Raw genomic sequence first — 15110 nt, forward strand, 5'->3', positions numbered from 1 at the left:
GTAGAGCGCGGCGTCTTAAACAGCCGGGGCAGCGGGCGTTGCCGGAGCGCGGTGATACGCCAGCCAGATCAGGAAGAGACCGGCGACAATCATTGGGATGCACAGAATCTGGCCCATGGTCACCCAGCCAAATGCCAGATAGCCCAGCTGCGCATCAGGCACACGGACGAATTCGACGATGAAACGGAAGATCCCGTAGAACAGCGCGAACATACCGGACACGGCCATAGTCGGCCTAGGCTTGCGCGAGAACAACCAGAGAATGACGAACAGTGCGACGCCTTCAAGAGCGAACTGATACAGCTGCGAGGGGTGACGCGGCAGCTGCGCCGGGTCGCTGAACGGCGGGAAAATCATCGCCCACGGCAGATCGGTCGGCTTGCCCCACAACTCGGCGTTGATGAAGTTGCCGATGCGCCCGGCACCCAGGCCAATGGGCACCATCGGTGCGACAAAGTCCATCAGTTGGAAGAACGACTTGCCGTTGCGCCGGCCGAACCACCAAGCCGCGACCATTACGCCAATGAATCCACCGTGGAACGCCATGCCGCCCTTCCACACTTCGAAAATCAGTGTCGGGTTGGCGAGGTAAGCACTCAGGTCGTAGAACAGCACATACCCCAACCGGCCGCCGACAATGACCCCCATCGACATCCAGAAAATCATGTCGGAGAGCTTTTCCTTGGTCCAGGTCGGGTCGAAGCGGTTCAGCCGCCGTGACGCCAGCAGCCAAGCGCCGCCGATGCCGATCAGGTACATCAGACCGTACCAATGGATTTTCAGCGGACCGATGGCCAGGGCCACCGGGTCGATCTGCGGGTAAGGCAGCATTGCGACTCCTCGTTAAAATTGGAACTTTAAAAACCTGGGCGACGCTGTCACCTCAGGATTAAGCCAGGATTGCGCGGAACCTCAGAGCAAAAAGCTCAGCCCCACACAGAACAGCAAAGCGGCGAACAGTCTTTTGAGCAAACGCGGCGACAGCGTGTGGGCCAGTCGGGCGCCGAGGCGAGCAAAAAACATACTGGTCAGGGCGATCCCCAGCAACGCCGGCAAATAAACAAAGCCGAGACTATGGGGCGGTAGCAATGGATCGTGCCACCCCAAAATCATGAAACTTAATGCACTCGCCAAGGCAATGGGCAGACCACACGCCGAGGACGTGGCCACCGCTTGCTGCATCGGCACGCTGCGCCAGGTCAAAAACGGCACGGTCAGCGAACCACCGCCAATCCCGAAAATCGCCGACGCCCAGCCAATAAAGCTGCCAGCCAGGGTCAGACCGACTTTACCCGGCACCGTTCGACTGGCCTTGGGTTTGAAGTCGAGGGCGAGTTGAACGGAGATGATCAACGCAAATACACCGATGATTTTCTGCAAATTCGGGCCACTGATCGCTTCGGCCGTCAGCGCGCCGAAACCGGCGCCGAGGAGAATGCCCAGGGTCATCCAGGCAAAAATCGGCCAACGCACGGCGCCACGGCGGTGATGTTCGCGCACCGCATTGACCGAAGTAAAAATGATGGTCGCCAGTGAGGTGCCGATGGCCAGATGGGTCAGGATCGAGGCATCGAAGCCCTGCAGGGTGAAACTGAACACCAGCACCGGGACGATAATGATCCCGCCACCGACCCCAAATAGCCCGGCCAGAACGCCTGCGCAGGCGCCCAGCGCCAGATAGAGCAGAAATTCCATGGCCGTACCCCAAGCTTCCCGAAAATAGGAGCGGCATGGTAACGGATGCAGGCCCTTGGGCTCCACTGTGTAAGCCGATGGATCGATGAGCGATGTCTGCGTAGAGTGAGCAAAAAAACACACAAGGATCACCTTATGTGCCTGATTGTTTTCGCGTGGCGGCCCGGTCACGCACAGCCGCTGATCGTCGCCGCCAACCGCGACGAATTCTACGCCCGGCCTAGCCTGCCGCTGGCGTCATGGCCACATGCACCGCATGTGCATGCCGGCCGCGACCTCGAGGCCGGCGGCACTTGGCTCGGCATCGGTGCCCTCGGGCGCTTCGCCGCGCTGACCAATATTCGCGACCCCCATCAGCCACCCGCCCGCAAGTCTAGAGGTGAACTGGTGGCACGGTTTCTCAGCAGCGACCTGCCAATTGATGAGTATGTGAACGATGTGGTTGCACGCGCACTGGAATACGCCGGGTTTAACCTACTGATCGGCAATGCTCAGGAGCTGTGGCACTTCAATGCCCGTGCGTCGCAAGCGGTGAGGTTAACGCCAGGCGTGTATGGGTTGTCGAACGCAGGGCTGGATACACCGTGGCCGAAACTGCTCAAGGCCAAGGCAGCGTTGAGCGACGTGTTGGATGACCCGCAGCCGGCGGCTTTATTGGCGTTGCTGAATGACCCACAGACGGCGCCGTTTGCCGAGTTGCCGGATACCGGGGTTGGGCTGGCGACGGAAAGCCTGTTGTCGAGTGTGTTCATCGCCAGCCCCACGTATGGCACGCGGGCGAGTACGGCGCTGATTGTTCAAGCAGATGGGACGCGGGTGATGGTTGAGCGCAGTTTCGGACCGTATGGCGGGCATTTGGGGGAAGTGGAGATCCGCATTTAGCCTTATGCCAACTTTACTGGCTTCATCGCGGGCAAGCCCGCGATGAAGCCAGCGCCGGTTTAGAGGGTCTTGGCCGAAGCCGGATTGATCATCCGCGCCAACCCAAGGTTCTTCAGCGCCAGTTGCAGCGAGCTGTGGATAACTTGCGGGTTGTCGATGGTCATCAGCTCGGCCAGCAACTCCTTGGCCTTGCTCAGGTTGATCTGACGCAGCATCCACTTCACTTTCGGCAAGTTGGTAGCGTTCATCGACAGGCTGTCGAAACCCATCGCCATCAGCAGCACCGCGGCGGCCGGATCACCAGCCATCTCACCGCAAATGCTCACAGGCTTGCCTTCGGCGTGGGCGTCACGCACCACGTTCTGCAAGGCTTGCAACACCGCCGGGTGGAGGTAGTCGTAAAGATCGGCCACTCGCGGGTTGTTACGGTCCACGGCCAGCAGGTACTGCGTCAGGTCATTGGAGCCGACCGACAGGAAGTCCACCATCCGCGCCAGTTCCTTGGTCTGATAAACAGCCGCCGGAATCTCGATCATTACGCCAATCGGTGGCATCGGCACGTCAGTGCCTTCGTCACGGACTTCACCCCAGGCCCGGTGAATCAGGTGCAGGGCTTCTTCGAGTTCATGGATACCGGAGATCATCGGCAGCAAGATTCTCAGGTTGTTCAAGCCTTCGCTGGCCTTGAGCATCGCGCGGGTCTGCACCAGGAAGATTTCCGGGTGGTCGAGGGTAACGCGAATACCGCGCCAGCCGAGGAACGGGTTGTCTTCCTTGATCGGGAAGTACGACAGCGACTTGTCACCACCGATGTCAAGGCTGCGCATGGTCACCGGTTGCGGATGGAAGGCCGCCAGTTGCTCGCGGTAGATCGCCAGTTGCTCTTTTTCGCTGGGGAAGCGTTGGTTGATCATGAACGGCACTTCGGTGCGGTAAAGACCTACGCCCTCGGCACCACGCTTCTGCGCCCGTGCCACGTCCGCCAGCAGGCCGGTGTTGACCCAGAGCGGCATGCGGTGACCATCGAGCGTCTCGCACGGCAAATCGCGCAGGGCATCGAGCCCCAACGCCAACTGTTTCTCTTCCTCGACCACCTCGGCGAACTGCTTGCGCAGCAAGTCGCTGGGGTTGGTATAGACCTCGCCGTGGTAGCCATCGACGATCATCTGAATGCCATCGACCTTGGCGTAAGGCAGGTCAACCAGGCCCATCACCGTCGGGATGCCCATGGCTCGCGCCAGGATTGCTACGTGCGAGTTGCCGGAACCCAGCACCGACACCAGGCCCACCAGCTTGCCCTCCGGCACCTCGCCGAGCATCGCCGGCGTCAGTTCCTCGCTGATCAGGATCGTGTTGTCGGGGTAAACCAGGGTCTGTTGACGCTCTTCCTGTAAATAGGCGAGCAACCGACGGCCCAGATCCTTGACGTCCGAGGCGCGCTCGCGCAGGTAGGCGTCGTCCATCAATTCGAAGCGATTGACGTGATCAGTGACCACCTGACGCAACGCGCCCTGGGCCCACTGGCCAGTCTTGATCACTGTGGTGACCTCGCTGCCCAGCGACGCATCGTCAAGCATCATCAGGTACACGTCGAACAAGGCCCGCTCTTCTGGACGCAACTGCGTCGCGAGCTTGGCCGACAAGGTGCGCATGTCGGCGCGCACACCTTCAATCGCGGTTTTGAACAAACCAAGTTCGGCATCGATGTCGGTGATGTGCTTGTCTGGCACCACGTCCAGATCAGCCGGCGGCAGCATGACCACCGCCGTACCGACCGCCGCCCCCGGCGAACCCGGTACGCCGACGAACTTGGCTTCCTGAATGCCTTTGCCCTGACGGCCCAGGCCACGGATCGAACCGGTAGCCTCGGCGTGGGCGATAACGCCGGCAAGCTGTGCGCTCATGGTCACGAGGAAGGCTTCTTCACCTTCATCGAACTGGCGGCGCTCTTTTTGCTGGATGACCAACACGCCGACGACGCGACGGTGGTGAATGATCGGCGCCCCGAGGAATGAGGCATAGCGTTCTTCACCGGTCTCGGCGAAGTAACGGTAGCGCGGGTGATCAGCGGCGTTTTCGAGGTTCAGGGGTTCTTCACGCGTGCCGACCAGGCCGACCAAACCTTCATTAGGCGCCATGCTGACCTTGCCGATAGAGCGCTTGTTCAAGCCCTCGGTGGCCATCAGTACAAAACGGTTGGTCTCGGGGTCAAGCAGGTAGACCGAGCAGACCTGGCTGCCCATCGCCTCTTTGACGCGCAACACAATAATCCCCAACGCCGCCTTGAGATCCTTGGCGGAGTTAACTTCCTGGACGATCTTGCGCAGCGTATTGAGCATGGCTCGGGGTCGAACTCCGTCGTCAGTCGCGCGTTAAAAGGCGCGGGGCAAGCTCTTTGAGAGCGCGTCGATACACCTCGCGCTTGAATGTCACCACCTGGCCCAACGGATACCAATAACTGACCCAGCGCCAGCCATCGAATTCCGGTTTACCGGTTAAATCCATCCGCACCCGCTGCTCGTTGGAGATCAGGCGCAGGAGAAACCATTTCTGTTTCTGGCCGATGCACAGCGGTTGGCTGTGGGTTCGGACCAGACGTTGCGGCAAACGATAGCGCAACCAGCCCCGGGTGCAGGCGAGAATTTCAACATCTTCACGCTCCAGACCCACTTCTTCGTTCAACTCGCGGTACAAGGCGTCTTCCGGCGTCTCCTGGGGGTTGATCCCACCTTGAGGAAACTGCCAGGCATCTTGATTGATACGGCGAGCCCATAGCACCTGGCCGGCATCATTCGTAAGAATGATCCCGACATTGGGGCGGAAACCATCGGGGTCGATCACGGCAACAACCTCGCAAACGCATGTGGCCGCATTGTTCCACAAAGGTTGTGAAGGCAGCAACGAGCCGGCCTACCTTATGTGCACTCTTGTGAAAAGTACGTATTCTTCAGGCCTTTCTACAGACTTTTCAGCGAGTAACTGCAATGCGGTTGGCTTTATTCGACTTGGACAACACGCTGCTGTGCGGCGACAGTGACCACGCGTGGGGCGATTACCTGTGCGAGCGCGGCTTTCTGGATGCTGTGACGTACAAGGCGCGCAACGATGCGTTCTATCAGGACTACCTGGCTGGCACGCTGGATAACGCCGCGTATTTGAATTTCTGCCTGGAAATACTCGGCCGAACCGACATGGCCACCCTGGACCTTTGGCACCGCGACTACATGCGCGATTGCATCGAGCCGATCATGCTGCCCCAAGCCCTCGAACTGCTGGCCAAACACCGCGAAGCCGGCGATAAGCTGGTGATTATCACCGCCACGAACCGCTTCGTCACCGGGCCGATTGCCGCACGTTTGGGCGTCGACACCCTGATCGCCACCGAGTGTGAAATGGTCGATGGCCGCTACAGCGGACGCAGCACCGACATTCCGTGCTTTCGCGAAGGCAAGGTGACGCGACTCAATCGTTGGCTGGAAGAGACTGGGTATTCGCTGCAAGGCAGCTATTTCTACAGTGATTCAATGAATGATTTGCCGCTGCTGGAGCAGGTGACGCACCCGATAGCGGTTGATCCGGATCCGAACCTGCGCGCTGAAGCGCACAAGCGTGGCTGGCCGGTGATGTCGTTGCGCGACTGAAATCGCCATCGCGAGCCGGCTCGCGATGGCGTCGCCCACGTCCAGCGCTTTAAACCGGTTTAGCGCCCATCAATCCCGCAATCGCGATAAAGCAGACAAAACTGAACAGCGCCAAGGCCCAGGTAAACGTGCCATTGCTCGTCGCAGGTGCTGTGCGCAGTCTGTTGAGGCGTACCAACAGCCAAAACCACGCCAGCGCCGCCACGCTGTAAAGCGCGCTCGACGCTAGAATCCAGGTCTGCCCCAGCGGCCACCCCACCAGATGTGCCATCCACCAGCCGGTAAACGGCATACTCAGCAACGCCACGCCCATCAATACCCAGATGAACACCAGTGGACGCCGTAACGTGCGGGCAGGCGCCGTCGCGTCACCCTTACGCCGCGCGCGCCACACCCACATTGCCAGCCCCAGCGCACTGACCAGCAGCAATACCGTCGCCACCACATGAGCCACTTTCAGGGCCGTTAACGTTTCCATTGTGCAGTTTCCTTATGACGTGCCCATCAGCGTAGCCGCTCAGCCGAGAAACAGCTGATAGGCCGGGTTGTCGCTTTCGTCCCAATACGGGTAGCCGATTTCTTCCAGCGCCGCTGGCACCAGATGGCGTTCGTTGTGAGGCACTTGCAGGCCCGCGACTACACGGCCATCTGCTGCGCCGTGGTTGCGGTAGTGGAACATCGAGATGTTCCAGCGCCCGCCGAGCTTGTTGAGGAAGTTGAACAGCGCCCCCGGACGCTCCGGAAACTCGAAGCGCAGCACCACTTCATCGACGACCTGCGCCGCGCGGCCACCGACCATATGCCGAATATGCAACTTGGCCAGCTCGTTGTCGGTCAGGTCCAGCACCGGAAAACCCTGTTCGCTGAGGCTGGCGATCAATGCACTGCGGGGGTCGGTGTCCGGGTGAGTCTGTACACCAACGAAGATGTGCGCTTCGCTGCCGGTGTTGTAGCGGTAGTTGAATTCAGTGATCTGGCGTTTACCGATGGCTTCGCAGAACGCCTTGAAGCTGCCCGGTTTCTCAGGGATGGTCACCGCGATAATGGCTTCGCGGCCTTCACCCAGTTCGGCGCGCTCGGCAACGTGGCGCAGGCGGTCGAAGTTAACGTTGGCGCCAGAGTCGATGGCCACGAAGGTGTGGCCGGTGACGCCGTACAGCTCGACGTATTTTTTGATACCGGCCACACCCAAGGCGCCGGCAGGCTCGGTGATTGAGCGCGTATCGTCGTAGATATCCTTGATTGCGGCACAGATCTCGTCGGTGCTGACAGTGATCACCTGATCAACATGATCTTTACAGATTTCGAAGGTGTATTGACCGATCTGCGCCACTGCAACGCCGTCGGCAAAGATGCCCACAGTCGGCAGCACCACCCGTTCGCCGGCCGCCATGGCGGCTTGCAAGCAGTTGGAATCGTCCGGTTCGACGCCGATGATTTTTATTTCAGGACGCAGGTACTTTACGTAAGCCGCGATCCCGGCGATCAAGCCGCCGCCGCCCACCGGAACGAAAATCGCGTCCAGGCGGCCAGGGTGTTGGCGCAGAATCTCCATGGCCACCGTGCCCTGCCCGGCAATAGTGTGGGGATCGTCATACGGATGAATGTAAACGTAGCCTTTTTCGTCGACCAATTTCAGCGAGTAGGCCAGGGCTTCCGGGAACGAATCACCGTGCAGCACCACTTTGCCACCACGCGAACGCACGCCTTCCACTTTAATTTCCGGGGTGGTCTTGGGCATCACGATGGTCGCTTTCACGCCCAGCACTTTCGCCGCCAGGGCCAGGCCTTGTGCGTGGTTGCCCGCCGACGCGGTGACCACGCCACGAGCGCGCTCTTCTTCGCTCAGCTGAGTCAGCTTGTTGTAGGCGCCGCGAATCTTGAACGAGAACACCGGCTGCAAGTCTTCACGCTTGAGCCAAATGTTGTTGCCCAGCCGCTCGGAGAGCTGGCGAGCAGTCTGCAGTGGGGTTTCTACGGCAACGTCATAAACGCGCGAGGTGAGGATCTTTTTGACGTACTGTTCGAGCATCGGAAAGCATCACTGGGCGGGTTGGGCAGGGCCAAGGAGTCTAACCCGGCTTTCGCCCAAGCGACCACACACATCAAGAGGTTTTAGCCCGGCATGAGGCTATAATGCCGCCCTTTCCGTTCTATCCTTGCCCGCTTCGGAGCCCGCATGACCCAGGATCAACTCAAACAGGCAGTGGCTCAGGCCGCCGTCGACTTCATCCTCCCCAAGCTCGATGACAAGAGCGTCGTCGGGGTCGGCACCGGCTCCACCGCCAACTGCTTCATCGACGCACTGGCCAAGCATAAGGGCGCGTTCGATGGCGCCGTTGCCAGCTCCGAAGCCACCGCTGCACGCCTGAAGGGCCACGGCATCCCGGTGTATGAGCTGAACACCGTCAGCGACCTCGAGTTCTACGTCGATGGCGCCGACGAAAGCGACGAGCACCTGAACCTGATCAAGGGCGGTGGCGCAGCCCTGACCCGCGAGAAGATTGTGGCGGCCGTGGCCAAAACCTTCATCTGCATCGCCGATGGCAGCAAACTCGTCCCGGTACTCGGCGCGTTCCCACTGCCGGTCGAAGTGATCCCGATGGCTCGCAGCCACGTGGCCCGCGAACTGGTGAAGCTGGGCGGTGACCCGGTATACCGCGAAGGCGTGCTAACCGATAACGGCAACATCATCCTCGACGTGTTCAACATGCAGATCACCAACCCTGTGCAGTTGGAAACGCAAATCAACGCCATCGTCGGCGTGGTCACTAACGGTCTGTTCGCGGCACGTCCGGCTGATTTGCTGTTGCTGGGCACCCGCGAAGGCGTAAAAACCCTGCGCGCCAAGTAATCAGAGACACCGACCCGGCTGTGGGCGCCGGCCCACAGTGTTTTTTTGGAGGGGTGTTGATCAGTTTTGGACGGGTTTTTTGAAGGTGTAGAACAGGTTCGGCTCACTGACCATGTACAGCGTGCCCGCTTCGTCCATGGTCACACCTTCAGCGCGGGGGATCGCATGCTTCAGCCCGTTGAAACCGCCCAGCAGGGTCATGAAGCTGACCTGTTCACCCTTCTCATCCAGCTCCAGCAGCATGTGCGAATCGGCTGACAGCGCCAGGGTGTGCCCCGTGCGCGGGTCAATGGCCAAGGCCGACAGGTTGCGGATGTCCAGTTCGTCATTAACCAGTTTCTGTTTATCCCCTGTCAGGGTCTGGCTCCCGTCGCTCTTCCAACTGAACAGCGCAGGCGGGCGCTCTTCGCCCAACAATAGCTGATGATTGCGCGGATCCCAGGCGACAGCCTCGAAGGCTTTGTTCTGGTTCTTCGATGGGCCGAGGTCGTACTTGGGGAAGCTGTCGCGGTGCAGCTCGCGGGTATCGGCGTCAATCTTGACGATGGAAAGCATGTGCTCACGCTCGTCGACAATGCCTAACAGGCCGTTTTCCATCACTGTGACCCCTTCCGGATTACTCCACCCCAGCAGCGGTATCTTGCGCAGCACATCACCCTGCAACGTCAATTCCACCAGAAACGGGTTCTTGCCCATGACCGAGAACAGGGTTTTGGATTGGGGATTATAGGCAAGGTCGGACGCTTCATCCTTCTCCATGCCTGGCAGCAATTTGGCGTCGATCACCACTCGATAATCCGGTAGCCAGACGCTTTGTTGGCGCTCGACTGGGCTTTCGAAGTATTCCAGCACCCAAAGCATGCCGCGATCGTCCCAATGCATCGCAAACGCGAGGCCGTAGGCGGCGCCAGCCACCAGCAAAAGCCAGGCATACCAACGCATGGCGAAGCGCGAGCGGCGGGCAGTGTTGAGCGCAGGTTGTGGTTGCGGAGGCATCAGGGGACGAATTCCAGAAATTCAGGCTACGGGTAATAGCACAACGAGGTGAAATAAGACGCACTTCGCCCCGGAAATATCCAGACAACCGTTGAAAAATGTAGGTGGCGGGGACGCCATCGGTAGAAGGGCACCGTCACAAGCAATAGTGGGGGCCCGCAACCTGGCTCCCACAGGGTTCAGCAATGCCTCAGTCAGCGAACGCTGCTGTTGAAGCTGCTCGCGCCGGGTAATTCCAGCACCAGTTCGTCACCGACATTCAGCGGGCCCACGCCCACTGGCGTGCCCGTAAGGATCACGTCACCGGCTTGCAGCGAGAAGCAGCCAGCCATGTACTGGATCATCGGCACAATCGGGTTGAGCATGTCCTTGCTATTGCCATCCTGGCGAATTTCGCCGTTGATGGTCAGGCGGATGCCGATGTCGGTCAGGTCGGCAAAAGTACAGCTGGCCACGAACGGCGCGATCACCGCCGCACCGTCGAAGGATTTAGCGATTTCCCACGGCAGGCCTTTCGATTTCAGCTCGCCCTGTTTGTCGCGCAGCGTCAGGTCCAGGGCCGGGGCGAAACCAGAGATGGCATCGAGCACTTCTTCGCGGCTGGGCTTGGTCGACAGCGGCTTACCGATCAACACAGCGATTTCCGCTTCGTAATGCACCGAGCCACGCTCGGTCGGAATGACGAAACCGCCTTCCAGCGCCACCACGCAACTGCCTGGCTTGATAAACAGCAGCGGCTCGGTAGGCACCGGATTGTCCAGCTCCTTGGCGTGTTCGGCGTAGTTACGGCCAATGCACACCACTTTCCCGAGCGGGAAGTGAATACGCGTTCCGTCGACATACTGGTGCTGATAGCTCATTACCGACTCCTGCTTCGTGGATTCTTCAGGGACCGCTGTTTCAAACAGCGAAAATCTTGCCCGGGTTCATGATGCCGTTCGGATCGAATACGGCCTTGACCGCTTTCATGTACTCGATCTCAACCGGGGAACGGCTGTAGGTCAAGTAGTCGCGCTTGGTCATGCCCACACCGTGTTCGGCGGAGATCGAACCGTTGTACTTCTCGACGGTTTCAAACACCCACTTGTTGACGGTTGCGCACTTGGCGAAGAACTCATCCTTGTCGAGGTTATCCGGCTTGAGGATGTTCAGGTGCAGGTTGCCGTCGCCGATGTGGCCGAACCAGACGATTTCAAAGTCCGGGTAGTGTTCGCCGACAATCGCGTCGATTTCCTTCAGGAATGCCGGGACTTTCGATACCGTGACCGAAATGTCGTTCTTGTACGGCGTCCAGTGGGAGATGGTCTCGGAGATGTACTCGCGCAGCTTCCACAGGTTTTGCAGCTGGCTTTCACTCTGGCTCATCACGCCGTCCAGCACCCAGCCCTGCTCGACGCAGTGCTCAAAGGTTTCCAGGGCGTGGTTGGCGACGTCTTCAGTCGTCGCTTCGAATTCCAGCAGTGCGTAGAACGGGCAATCGGATTCGAACGGCGCCGGCACGTCGCCACGGGCCAGGACCTTGGCCAAGGCCTTGTCCGAGAAAAACTCAAACGCGGTGAGGTCGAGTTTGCTCTGGAACGCATGCAGCACCGGCATGATCGAGTCGAAATCAGTGGTGCCAAGAACCATCGCCGTCAGGTTTTTCGGCGCACGGTCCAGACGCATCGTGGCTTCGACCACGAAACCGAGGGTGCCTTCGGCGCCGATGAACAACTGGCGCAAGTCGTAACCGGTGGCGTTCTTGATCAAGTCCTTGTTCAGCTCCAGCAGATCGCCTTTACCGGTGACCACTTTCAGGCCGGCTACCCAATTGCGGGTCATGCCGTAGCGAATCACCTTGATCCCGCCGGCATTGGTGCCGATATTGCCGCCAATCTGACTCGAACCGGCCGACGCGAAATCCACCGGGTAGTAAAGGCCATGTTCTTCAGCCTTGTTCTGCAACTGTTCAGTGACCACGCCTGGCTGACAAACAGCGGTGCGGTCGGTCAGGTTCACGTCGAGAATCTGGTTCATGTAGTCGAAGGACACGACCACTTCGCCATTCGCGGCCACCGCAGCGGCAGACAAACCGGTACGACCGCCGGACGGCACCAGTGCCACGTTGCGCTCATTGGCCCAGCGCACAATGGCCTGGACCTGCTCGGTGGTCTTGGGAAACACGATGGCGGTGGGGGCCGGGGCGAAATGCTTGGTCCAATCCTTGCCATAAGCATTGAGGGAGTCGGCATCGGTCAGGACCTTGCCAGGCTCAACCAGGGTCTTCAGCTCATCAATCAGCGCAGGATGGGTCATCGACAGAACTCTCGAACAATTCATGGTCATCCTGAGTACGCTTCACGTCGCAGGAATGAGTGTTTAGCGGGGTGCGTATGCTAGCATACCGCCCCCGCAGGGTAGTGCCCAAAGGCTGTTCTGCGGTGACGGCTTTCTTGCCGTCCGGGTCAGCTCCCGCTGTCCGATTCCTGCCATTTTTCTCCGGGATACAGGTTTACGCAGATGAGCAAGACTTCTCTCGATAAGAGCAAGATCAAGTTCCTTCTTCTCGAAGGCGTCCACCAATCGGCTGTCGACGTCCTCAAGTCGGCGGGCTACACCAGCATTGAGTACCTCACCGGTTCTCTGCCGGAAGCCCAGTTGAAGGAAAAGATCGCTGATGCTCATTTCATCGGCATTCGTTCCCGCACTCAACTGACCGAAGAAATCTTCGATCACGCGAAGAAACTGGTGGCTGTTGGCTGTTTCTGCATCGGCACCAACCAGGTTGACCTGAACGCGGCACGTGAGCGCGGTATCGCGGTATTCAACGCACCGTACTCCAACACCCGTTCTGTCGCCGAACTGGTACTGGCTGAAGCGATCCTGTTGCTGCGCGGCATCCCTGAGAAGAACGCTTCCTGCCACCGTGGCGGCTGGATCAAAAGCGCAGCCAACTCCTTCGAAATCCGCGGCAAGAAGCTGGGCATCGTCGGTTACGGCTCGATCGGTACGCAGCTGTCAGTCCTGGCCGAAGGCCTGGGCATGCGCGTGTACTTCTACGACGTTGTGACCAAGCTGCCGCTGGGCAACGCAACGCAGGTCGGCAGCCTCACCGAACTGCTGGGCATGTCCGACATCGTCACCCTGCACGTGCCTGAAACCGCGGCCACCCAGTGGATGATCGGTGAGAAGGAAATCCGTGCCATCAAGAAGGGCGGCATCCTGATCAACGCCGCACGCGGCACCGTGGTCGAACTGGACGCTTTGGCGGACGCGATCAAGGACAAGCACCTGATCGGCGCGGCCATCGACGTGTTCCCGGTAGAGCCTCGCTCCAACGACGAAGAGTTCGAAAGCCCGCTGCGTGGCCTGGATAACGTGATCCTGACACCACACATCGGCGGTTCCACCGCTGAAGCGCAGGCCAACATTGGTCTGGAAGTGGCGGAAAAACTGGTCAAGTACAGCGACAACGGTACGTCGGTATCGTCGGTGAACTTCCCGGAAGTGGCCCTGCCGGCTCACCCTGGCAAGCACCGTCTGTTGCACATCCACGAAAACATTCCGGGTGTGATGAGCGAGATCAACAAGGTTTTCGCCGAAAACGGTATCAACATCTCCGGTCAGTTCCTGCAGACCAACGAGAAAGTCGGCTACGTCGTGATCGACGTCGACGCCGAGTATTCGGACCTGGCGCAAGAGAAGCTGCAACACATCAACGGCACCATTCGTTGCCGCGTGTTGTTCTGATCGCAACTTGAGTGACGAAAAAGGGAGCTCCTCGGAGCTCCCTTTTTCATGCCGACGGAAAAGTCACTTCACCGTTACGGTGATCTTTTCGGAGACGACCGGTGGTTCGAAAGCCATGTGGCTCTTGTCGCCCAGTTCCAGCTGCAAGGTGTGCTTGCCAGGGGTCAGGGTCAGTTCGGTTTCGGTCTGGGCTTTGCCGAAATGCACGTGATTGGCGTCGACCGGGATGACTGCACCGGCGGCAATCGGGTCCTTGGCGTCGATCAGCAAATGGTGGTGACCGGTGTTCTTGGTATCGTCGCCAGCCGGAGCCAGGGCGACGCCTTGGACGCCGAACTTGACCTTGAAGGTCTTGTCCACGGTGGCGCCATTCTGCGGTGAGACGATAAACACTTTGGAACCTGCCGGAGCCGGGGTCGCCGCGCTGGCCATCATTGATGCCCCCAGCAGCAGACCAGCCAAAGCAGCACGTGAAATAAAGGTTTTCATTCTCTTCTCCAGTTTTTTCGTAAAATCCGCCTGGCCATGACAACTTCATGGCCATTCGTTGTCGAAGGCACTCGACAACCATAGCAAAGCGAGCCTGAACAGAGCGTCGCATTAATGAAATCAAGGAGTGACCATGCGTTTTTTGCCTGGCCTGATCTGTCTGCTACCCCTTTTGAGCCCTTTGGCTCATGCCGAATTGATCGACGACGTCAACGACCGCGGTGAACTGCGTATAGCCCTGGAGGCCAATACACCGCCCTACAACTTCAAGGAGGACGGCAAACTCACTGGCTTCGAGGTTGAGTTAGGCCAACTGCTGGCCAATGAACTGGATGTGCGGGCCGACTTCGTCGTGACCGAGGCGGGCGAACTGTTACCGGGTGTTGAAACCGGCAAGTACGACGTCGCCATCAACCACATAGCACTGACCCCGGATCTGAAGGATCGTTTCGATTTCAGCGCGCCTTATAGCTATGCCGATGCGCAATTGATCGCGCAAAAACAACAACTGCACTCGATGCAGCTCATGCAGTCGCTTCAGGAAACGGCGCCAAAGGCGGGCGCACCCACAGGCTTGGTGATTCCGTTTCAGAAGGGCAACCCGGCGTTTCACAACAGCCTTCAAAACGCGTTGCAGCGAATCAAGGCCGATGGCCGCTTGGAAGCGTTGACGCAGAAGTGGTTTGGGGCGCAAACGAGCGCAGAGCCCAAACCTTGATTTCAAACTGAGGTATAACCCTGTGGGCGCCAGCTTGCTCGCGATAGCGCAGGATCAGTCGATATCCAGGTGGCTGACACCGCGCTTTCGAAAGCAGATTCGCACA

At 59.2% G+C, this 15110-nt stretch carries 15 protein-coding genes; 5 read left to right on the forward strand and 10 right to left on the reverse strand.

Translation table 11 applies throughout. The annotated features are described in order from the left end of the window. Positions 1 to 15: 15 nt before the first annotated feature. Together lgt and RHM68_RS24160 are read right to left on the reverse strand one after the other, a co-directional pair. Positions 16 to 831, reverse strand: coding sequence for a prolipoprotein diacylglyceryl transferase (gene lgt, locus RHM68_RS24155; RefSeq protein ID WP_322219504.1), 816 nt, complete (start codon positions 829 to 831; stop codon positions 16 to 18). Between the two features lie 81 nt (positions 832 to 912). Next, a complete protein-coding gene (locus RHM68_RS24160) occupies positions 913 to 1695 on the reverse strand; it encodes a sulfite exporter TauE/SafE family protein (protein ID WP_322219505.1) in 783 nt (260 codons plus the stop codon). Between the two features lie 135 nt (positions 1696 to 1830). Here RHM68_RS24160 and RHM68_RS24165 point away from each other — a divergent pair, with 135 nt between their 5' ends. After that, complete coding sequence (locus RHM68_RS24165) at positions 1831 to 2577, forward strand: NRDE family protein (RefSeq protein ID WP_322219506.1); 747 nt, start codon at positions 1831 to 1833, stop codon at positions 2575 to 2577. A gap of 59 nt (positions 2578 to 2636) precedes the next feature. Here the strand turns inward: RHM68_RS24165 and ptsP are convergent, their stop codons facing one another. Then, on the reverse strand, positions 2637 to 4916 hold the full coding sequence (ptsP, locus tag RHM68_RS24170; protein WP_322219507.1) for a phosphoenolpyruvate--protein phosphotransferase: 2280 nt from the start codon (positions 4914 to 4916) through the stop codon (positions 2637 to 2639). 22 nt (positions 4917 to 4938) lie between these two features. Further along, the gene (locus tag RHM68_RS24175) at positions 4939 to 5418 is read right to left on the reverse strand and encodes an RNA pyrophosphohydrolase (protein WP_007945562.1); all 480 of its coding nucleotides are present in this window, start codon (positions 5416 to 5418) and stop codon (positions 4939 to 4941) included. Positions 5419 to 5561: 143 nt separating this feature from the next. Between RHM68_RS24175 and RHM68_RS24180 the strand changes: the two genes are divergently transcribed. Further along, a complete protein-coding gene (locus tag RHM68_RS24180; protein WP_322219508.1) occupies positions 5562 to 6218 on the forward strand; it encodes an HAD family hydrolase in 657 nt (218 codons plus the stop codon). Positions 6219 to 6267: 49 nt separating this feature from the next. Here RHM68_RS24180 and RHM68_RS24185 read toward each other — a convergent pair whose 3' ends face one another. Together RHM68_RS24185 and ilvA are read right to left on the reverse strand one after the other, a co-directional pair. Next, a complete protein-coding gene (locus tag RHM68_RS24185) occupies positions 6268 to 6696 on the reverse strand; it encodes a DUF2269 domain-containing protein (RefSeq protein ID WP_322219509.1) in 429 nt (142 codons plus the stop codon). 39 nt (positions 6697 to 6735) lie between these two features. Further along, positions 6736 to 8250 carry a threonine ammonia-lyase, biosynthetic gene (gene ilvA, locus RHM68_RS24190; protein ID WP_322219510.1) on the reverse strand — a complete coding sequence of 505 codons (1515 nt, stop codon included), beginning with the start codon at positions 8248 to 8250 and terminating at the stop codon, positions 6736 to 6738. Positions 8251 to 8397: 147 nt separating this feature from the next. Here ilvA and rpiA point away from each other — a divergent pair, with 147 nt between their 5' ends. Continuing rightward, the gene (gene rpiA / locus RHM68_RS24195; RefSeq protein ID WP_322219511.1) at positions 8398 to 9072 is read left to right on the forward strand and encodes a ribose-5-phosphate isomerase RpiA; all 675 of its coding nucleotides are present in this window, start codon (positions 8398 to 8400) and stop codon (positions 9070 to 9072) included. A gap of 60 nt (positions 9073 to 9132) precedes the next feature. Here the strand turns inward: rpiA and RHM68_RS24200 are convergent, their stop codons facing one another. The 3 genes from RHM68_RS24200 to RHM68_RS24210 form a co-directional block, all read right to left on the reverse strand. Next, the gene (locus RHM68_RS24200; RefSeq protein WP_322219512.1) at positions 9133 to 10068 is read right to left on the reverse strand and encodes an SdiA-regulated domain-containing protein; all 936 of its coding nucleotides are present in this window, start codon (positions 10066 to 10068) and stop codon (positions 9133 to 9135) included. 194 nt (positions 10069 to 10262) lie between these two features. After that, a complete protein-coding gene (locus RHM68_RS24205; RefSeq protein WP_322219513.1) occupies positions 10263 to 10928 on the reverse strand; it encodes a fumarylacetoacetate hydrolase family protein in 666 nt (221 codons plus the stop codon). A 40-nt stretch (positions 10929 to 10968) separates the two neighbouring features. After that, positions 10969 to 12363: an FAD-binding oxidoreductase gene (locus RHM68_RS24210; protein ID WP_322223931.1), complete on the reverse strand. Its 1395-nt coding sequence runs from the start codon at positions 12361 to 12363 to the stop codon at positions 10969 to 10971. 204 nt (positions 12364 to 12567) lie between these two features. On the opposite strand from RHM68_RS24210, the gene serA reads away from it, so the two are divergent. After that, positions 12568 to 13797, forward strand: a complete 1230-nt coding sequence (gene serA / locus RHM68_RS24215; protein WP_322219514.1) for a phosphoglycerate dehydrogenase — start codon at positions 12568 to 12570, stop codon at positions 13795 to 13797. A gap of 63 nt (positions 13798 to 13860) precedes the next feature. Here serA and RHM68_RS24220 read toward each other — a convergent pair whose 3' ends face one another. Continuing rightward, positions 13861 to 14286 (reverse strand): DUF4399 domain-containing protein, encoded by a 426-nt coding sequence (locus RHM68_RS24220; RefSeq protein ID WP_322219515.1) that lies wholly within the window; start codon positions 14284 to 14286, stop codon positions 13861 to 13863. A 133-nt stretch (positions 14287 to 14419) separates the two neighbouring features. Here RHM68_RS24220 and RHM68_RS24225 point away from each other — a divergent pair, with 133 nt between their 5' ends. Continuing rightward, complete coding sequence (locus tag RHM68_RS24225; protein WP_322219516.1) at positions 14420 to 15004, forward strand: transporter substrate-binding domain-containing protein; 585 nt, start codon at positions 14420 to 14422, stop codon at positions 15002 to 15004. The last annotated feature ends 106 nt before the right edge of the window (positions 15005 to 15110 follow it).

Origin of the sequence: Pseudomonas sp. DC1.2 (assembly GCF_034351645.1) — a bacterium.
Taxonomy (GTDB): Bacteria; Pseudomonadota; Gammaproteobacteria; order Pseudomonadales; family Pseudomonadaceae; genus Aquipseudomonas.

Excerpts from the sequence above, each read along its gene's own strand:
- lgt (WP_322219504.1), bottom strand. The coding sequence starts at position 831 with ATGCTGCCTTACCCGCAGATCGACCCGGTGGCCCTGGCCATCGGTCCG.
- RHM68_RS24160 (WP_322219505.1), bottom strand. The coding sequence starts at position 1,695 with ATGGAATTTCTGCTCTATCTGGCGCTGGGCGCCTGCGCAGGCGTTCTG.
- RHM68_RS24165 (WP_322219506.1), top strand. The coding sequence starts at position 1,831 with ATGTGCCTGATTGTTTTCGCGTGGCGGCCCGGTCACGCACAGCCGCTG.
- ptsP (WP_322219507.1), bottom strand. The coding sequence starts at position 4,916 with ATGCTCAATACGCTGCGCAAGATCGTCCAGGAAGTTAACTCCGCCAAG.
- RHM68_RS24180 (WP_322219508.1), top strand. The coding sequence starts at position 5,562 with ATGCGGTTGGCTTTATTCGACTTGGACAACACGCTGCTGTGCGGCGAC.
- RHM68_RS24185 (WP_322219509.1), bottom strand. The coding sequence starts at position 6,696 with ATGGAAACGTTAACGGCCCTGAAAGTGGCTCATGTGGTGGCGACGGTA.
- ilvA (WP_322219510.1), bottom strand. The coding sequence starts at position 8,250 with ATGCTCGAACAGTACGTCAAAAAGATCCTCACCTCGCGCGTTTATGAC.
- rpiA (WP_322219511.1), top strand. The coding sequence starts at position 8,398 with ATGACCCAGGATCAACTCAAACAGGCAGTGGCTCAGGCCGCCGTCGAC.
- RHM68_RS24200 (WP_322219512.1), bottom strand. The coding sequence starts at position 10,068 with ATGCCTCCGCAACCACAACCTGCGCTCAACACTGCCCGCCGCTCGCGC.
- RHM68_RS24205 (WP_322219513.1), bottom strand. The coding sequence starts at position 10,928 with ATGAGCTATCAGCACCAGTATGTCGACGGAACGCGTATTCACTTCCCG.
- RHM68_RS24210 (WP_322223931.1), bottom strand. The coding sequence starts at position 12,363 with ATGACCCATCCTGCGCTGATTGATGAGCTGAAGACCCTGGTTGAGCCT.
- serA (WP_322219514.1), top strand. The coding sequence starts at position 12,568 with ATGAGCAAGACTTCTCTCGATAAGAGCAAGATCAAGTTCCTTCTTCTC.
- RHM68_RS24220 (WP_322219515.1), bottom strand. The coding sequence starts at position 14,286 with ATGAAAACCTTTATTTCACGTGCTGCTTTGGCTGGTCTGCTGCTGGGG.
- RHM68_RS24225 (WP_322219516.1), top strand. The coding sequence starts at position 14,420 with ATGCGTTTTTTGCCTGGCCTGATCTGTCTGCTACCCCTTTTGAGCCCT.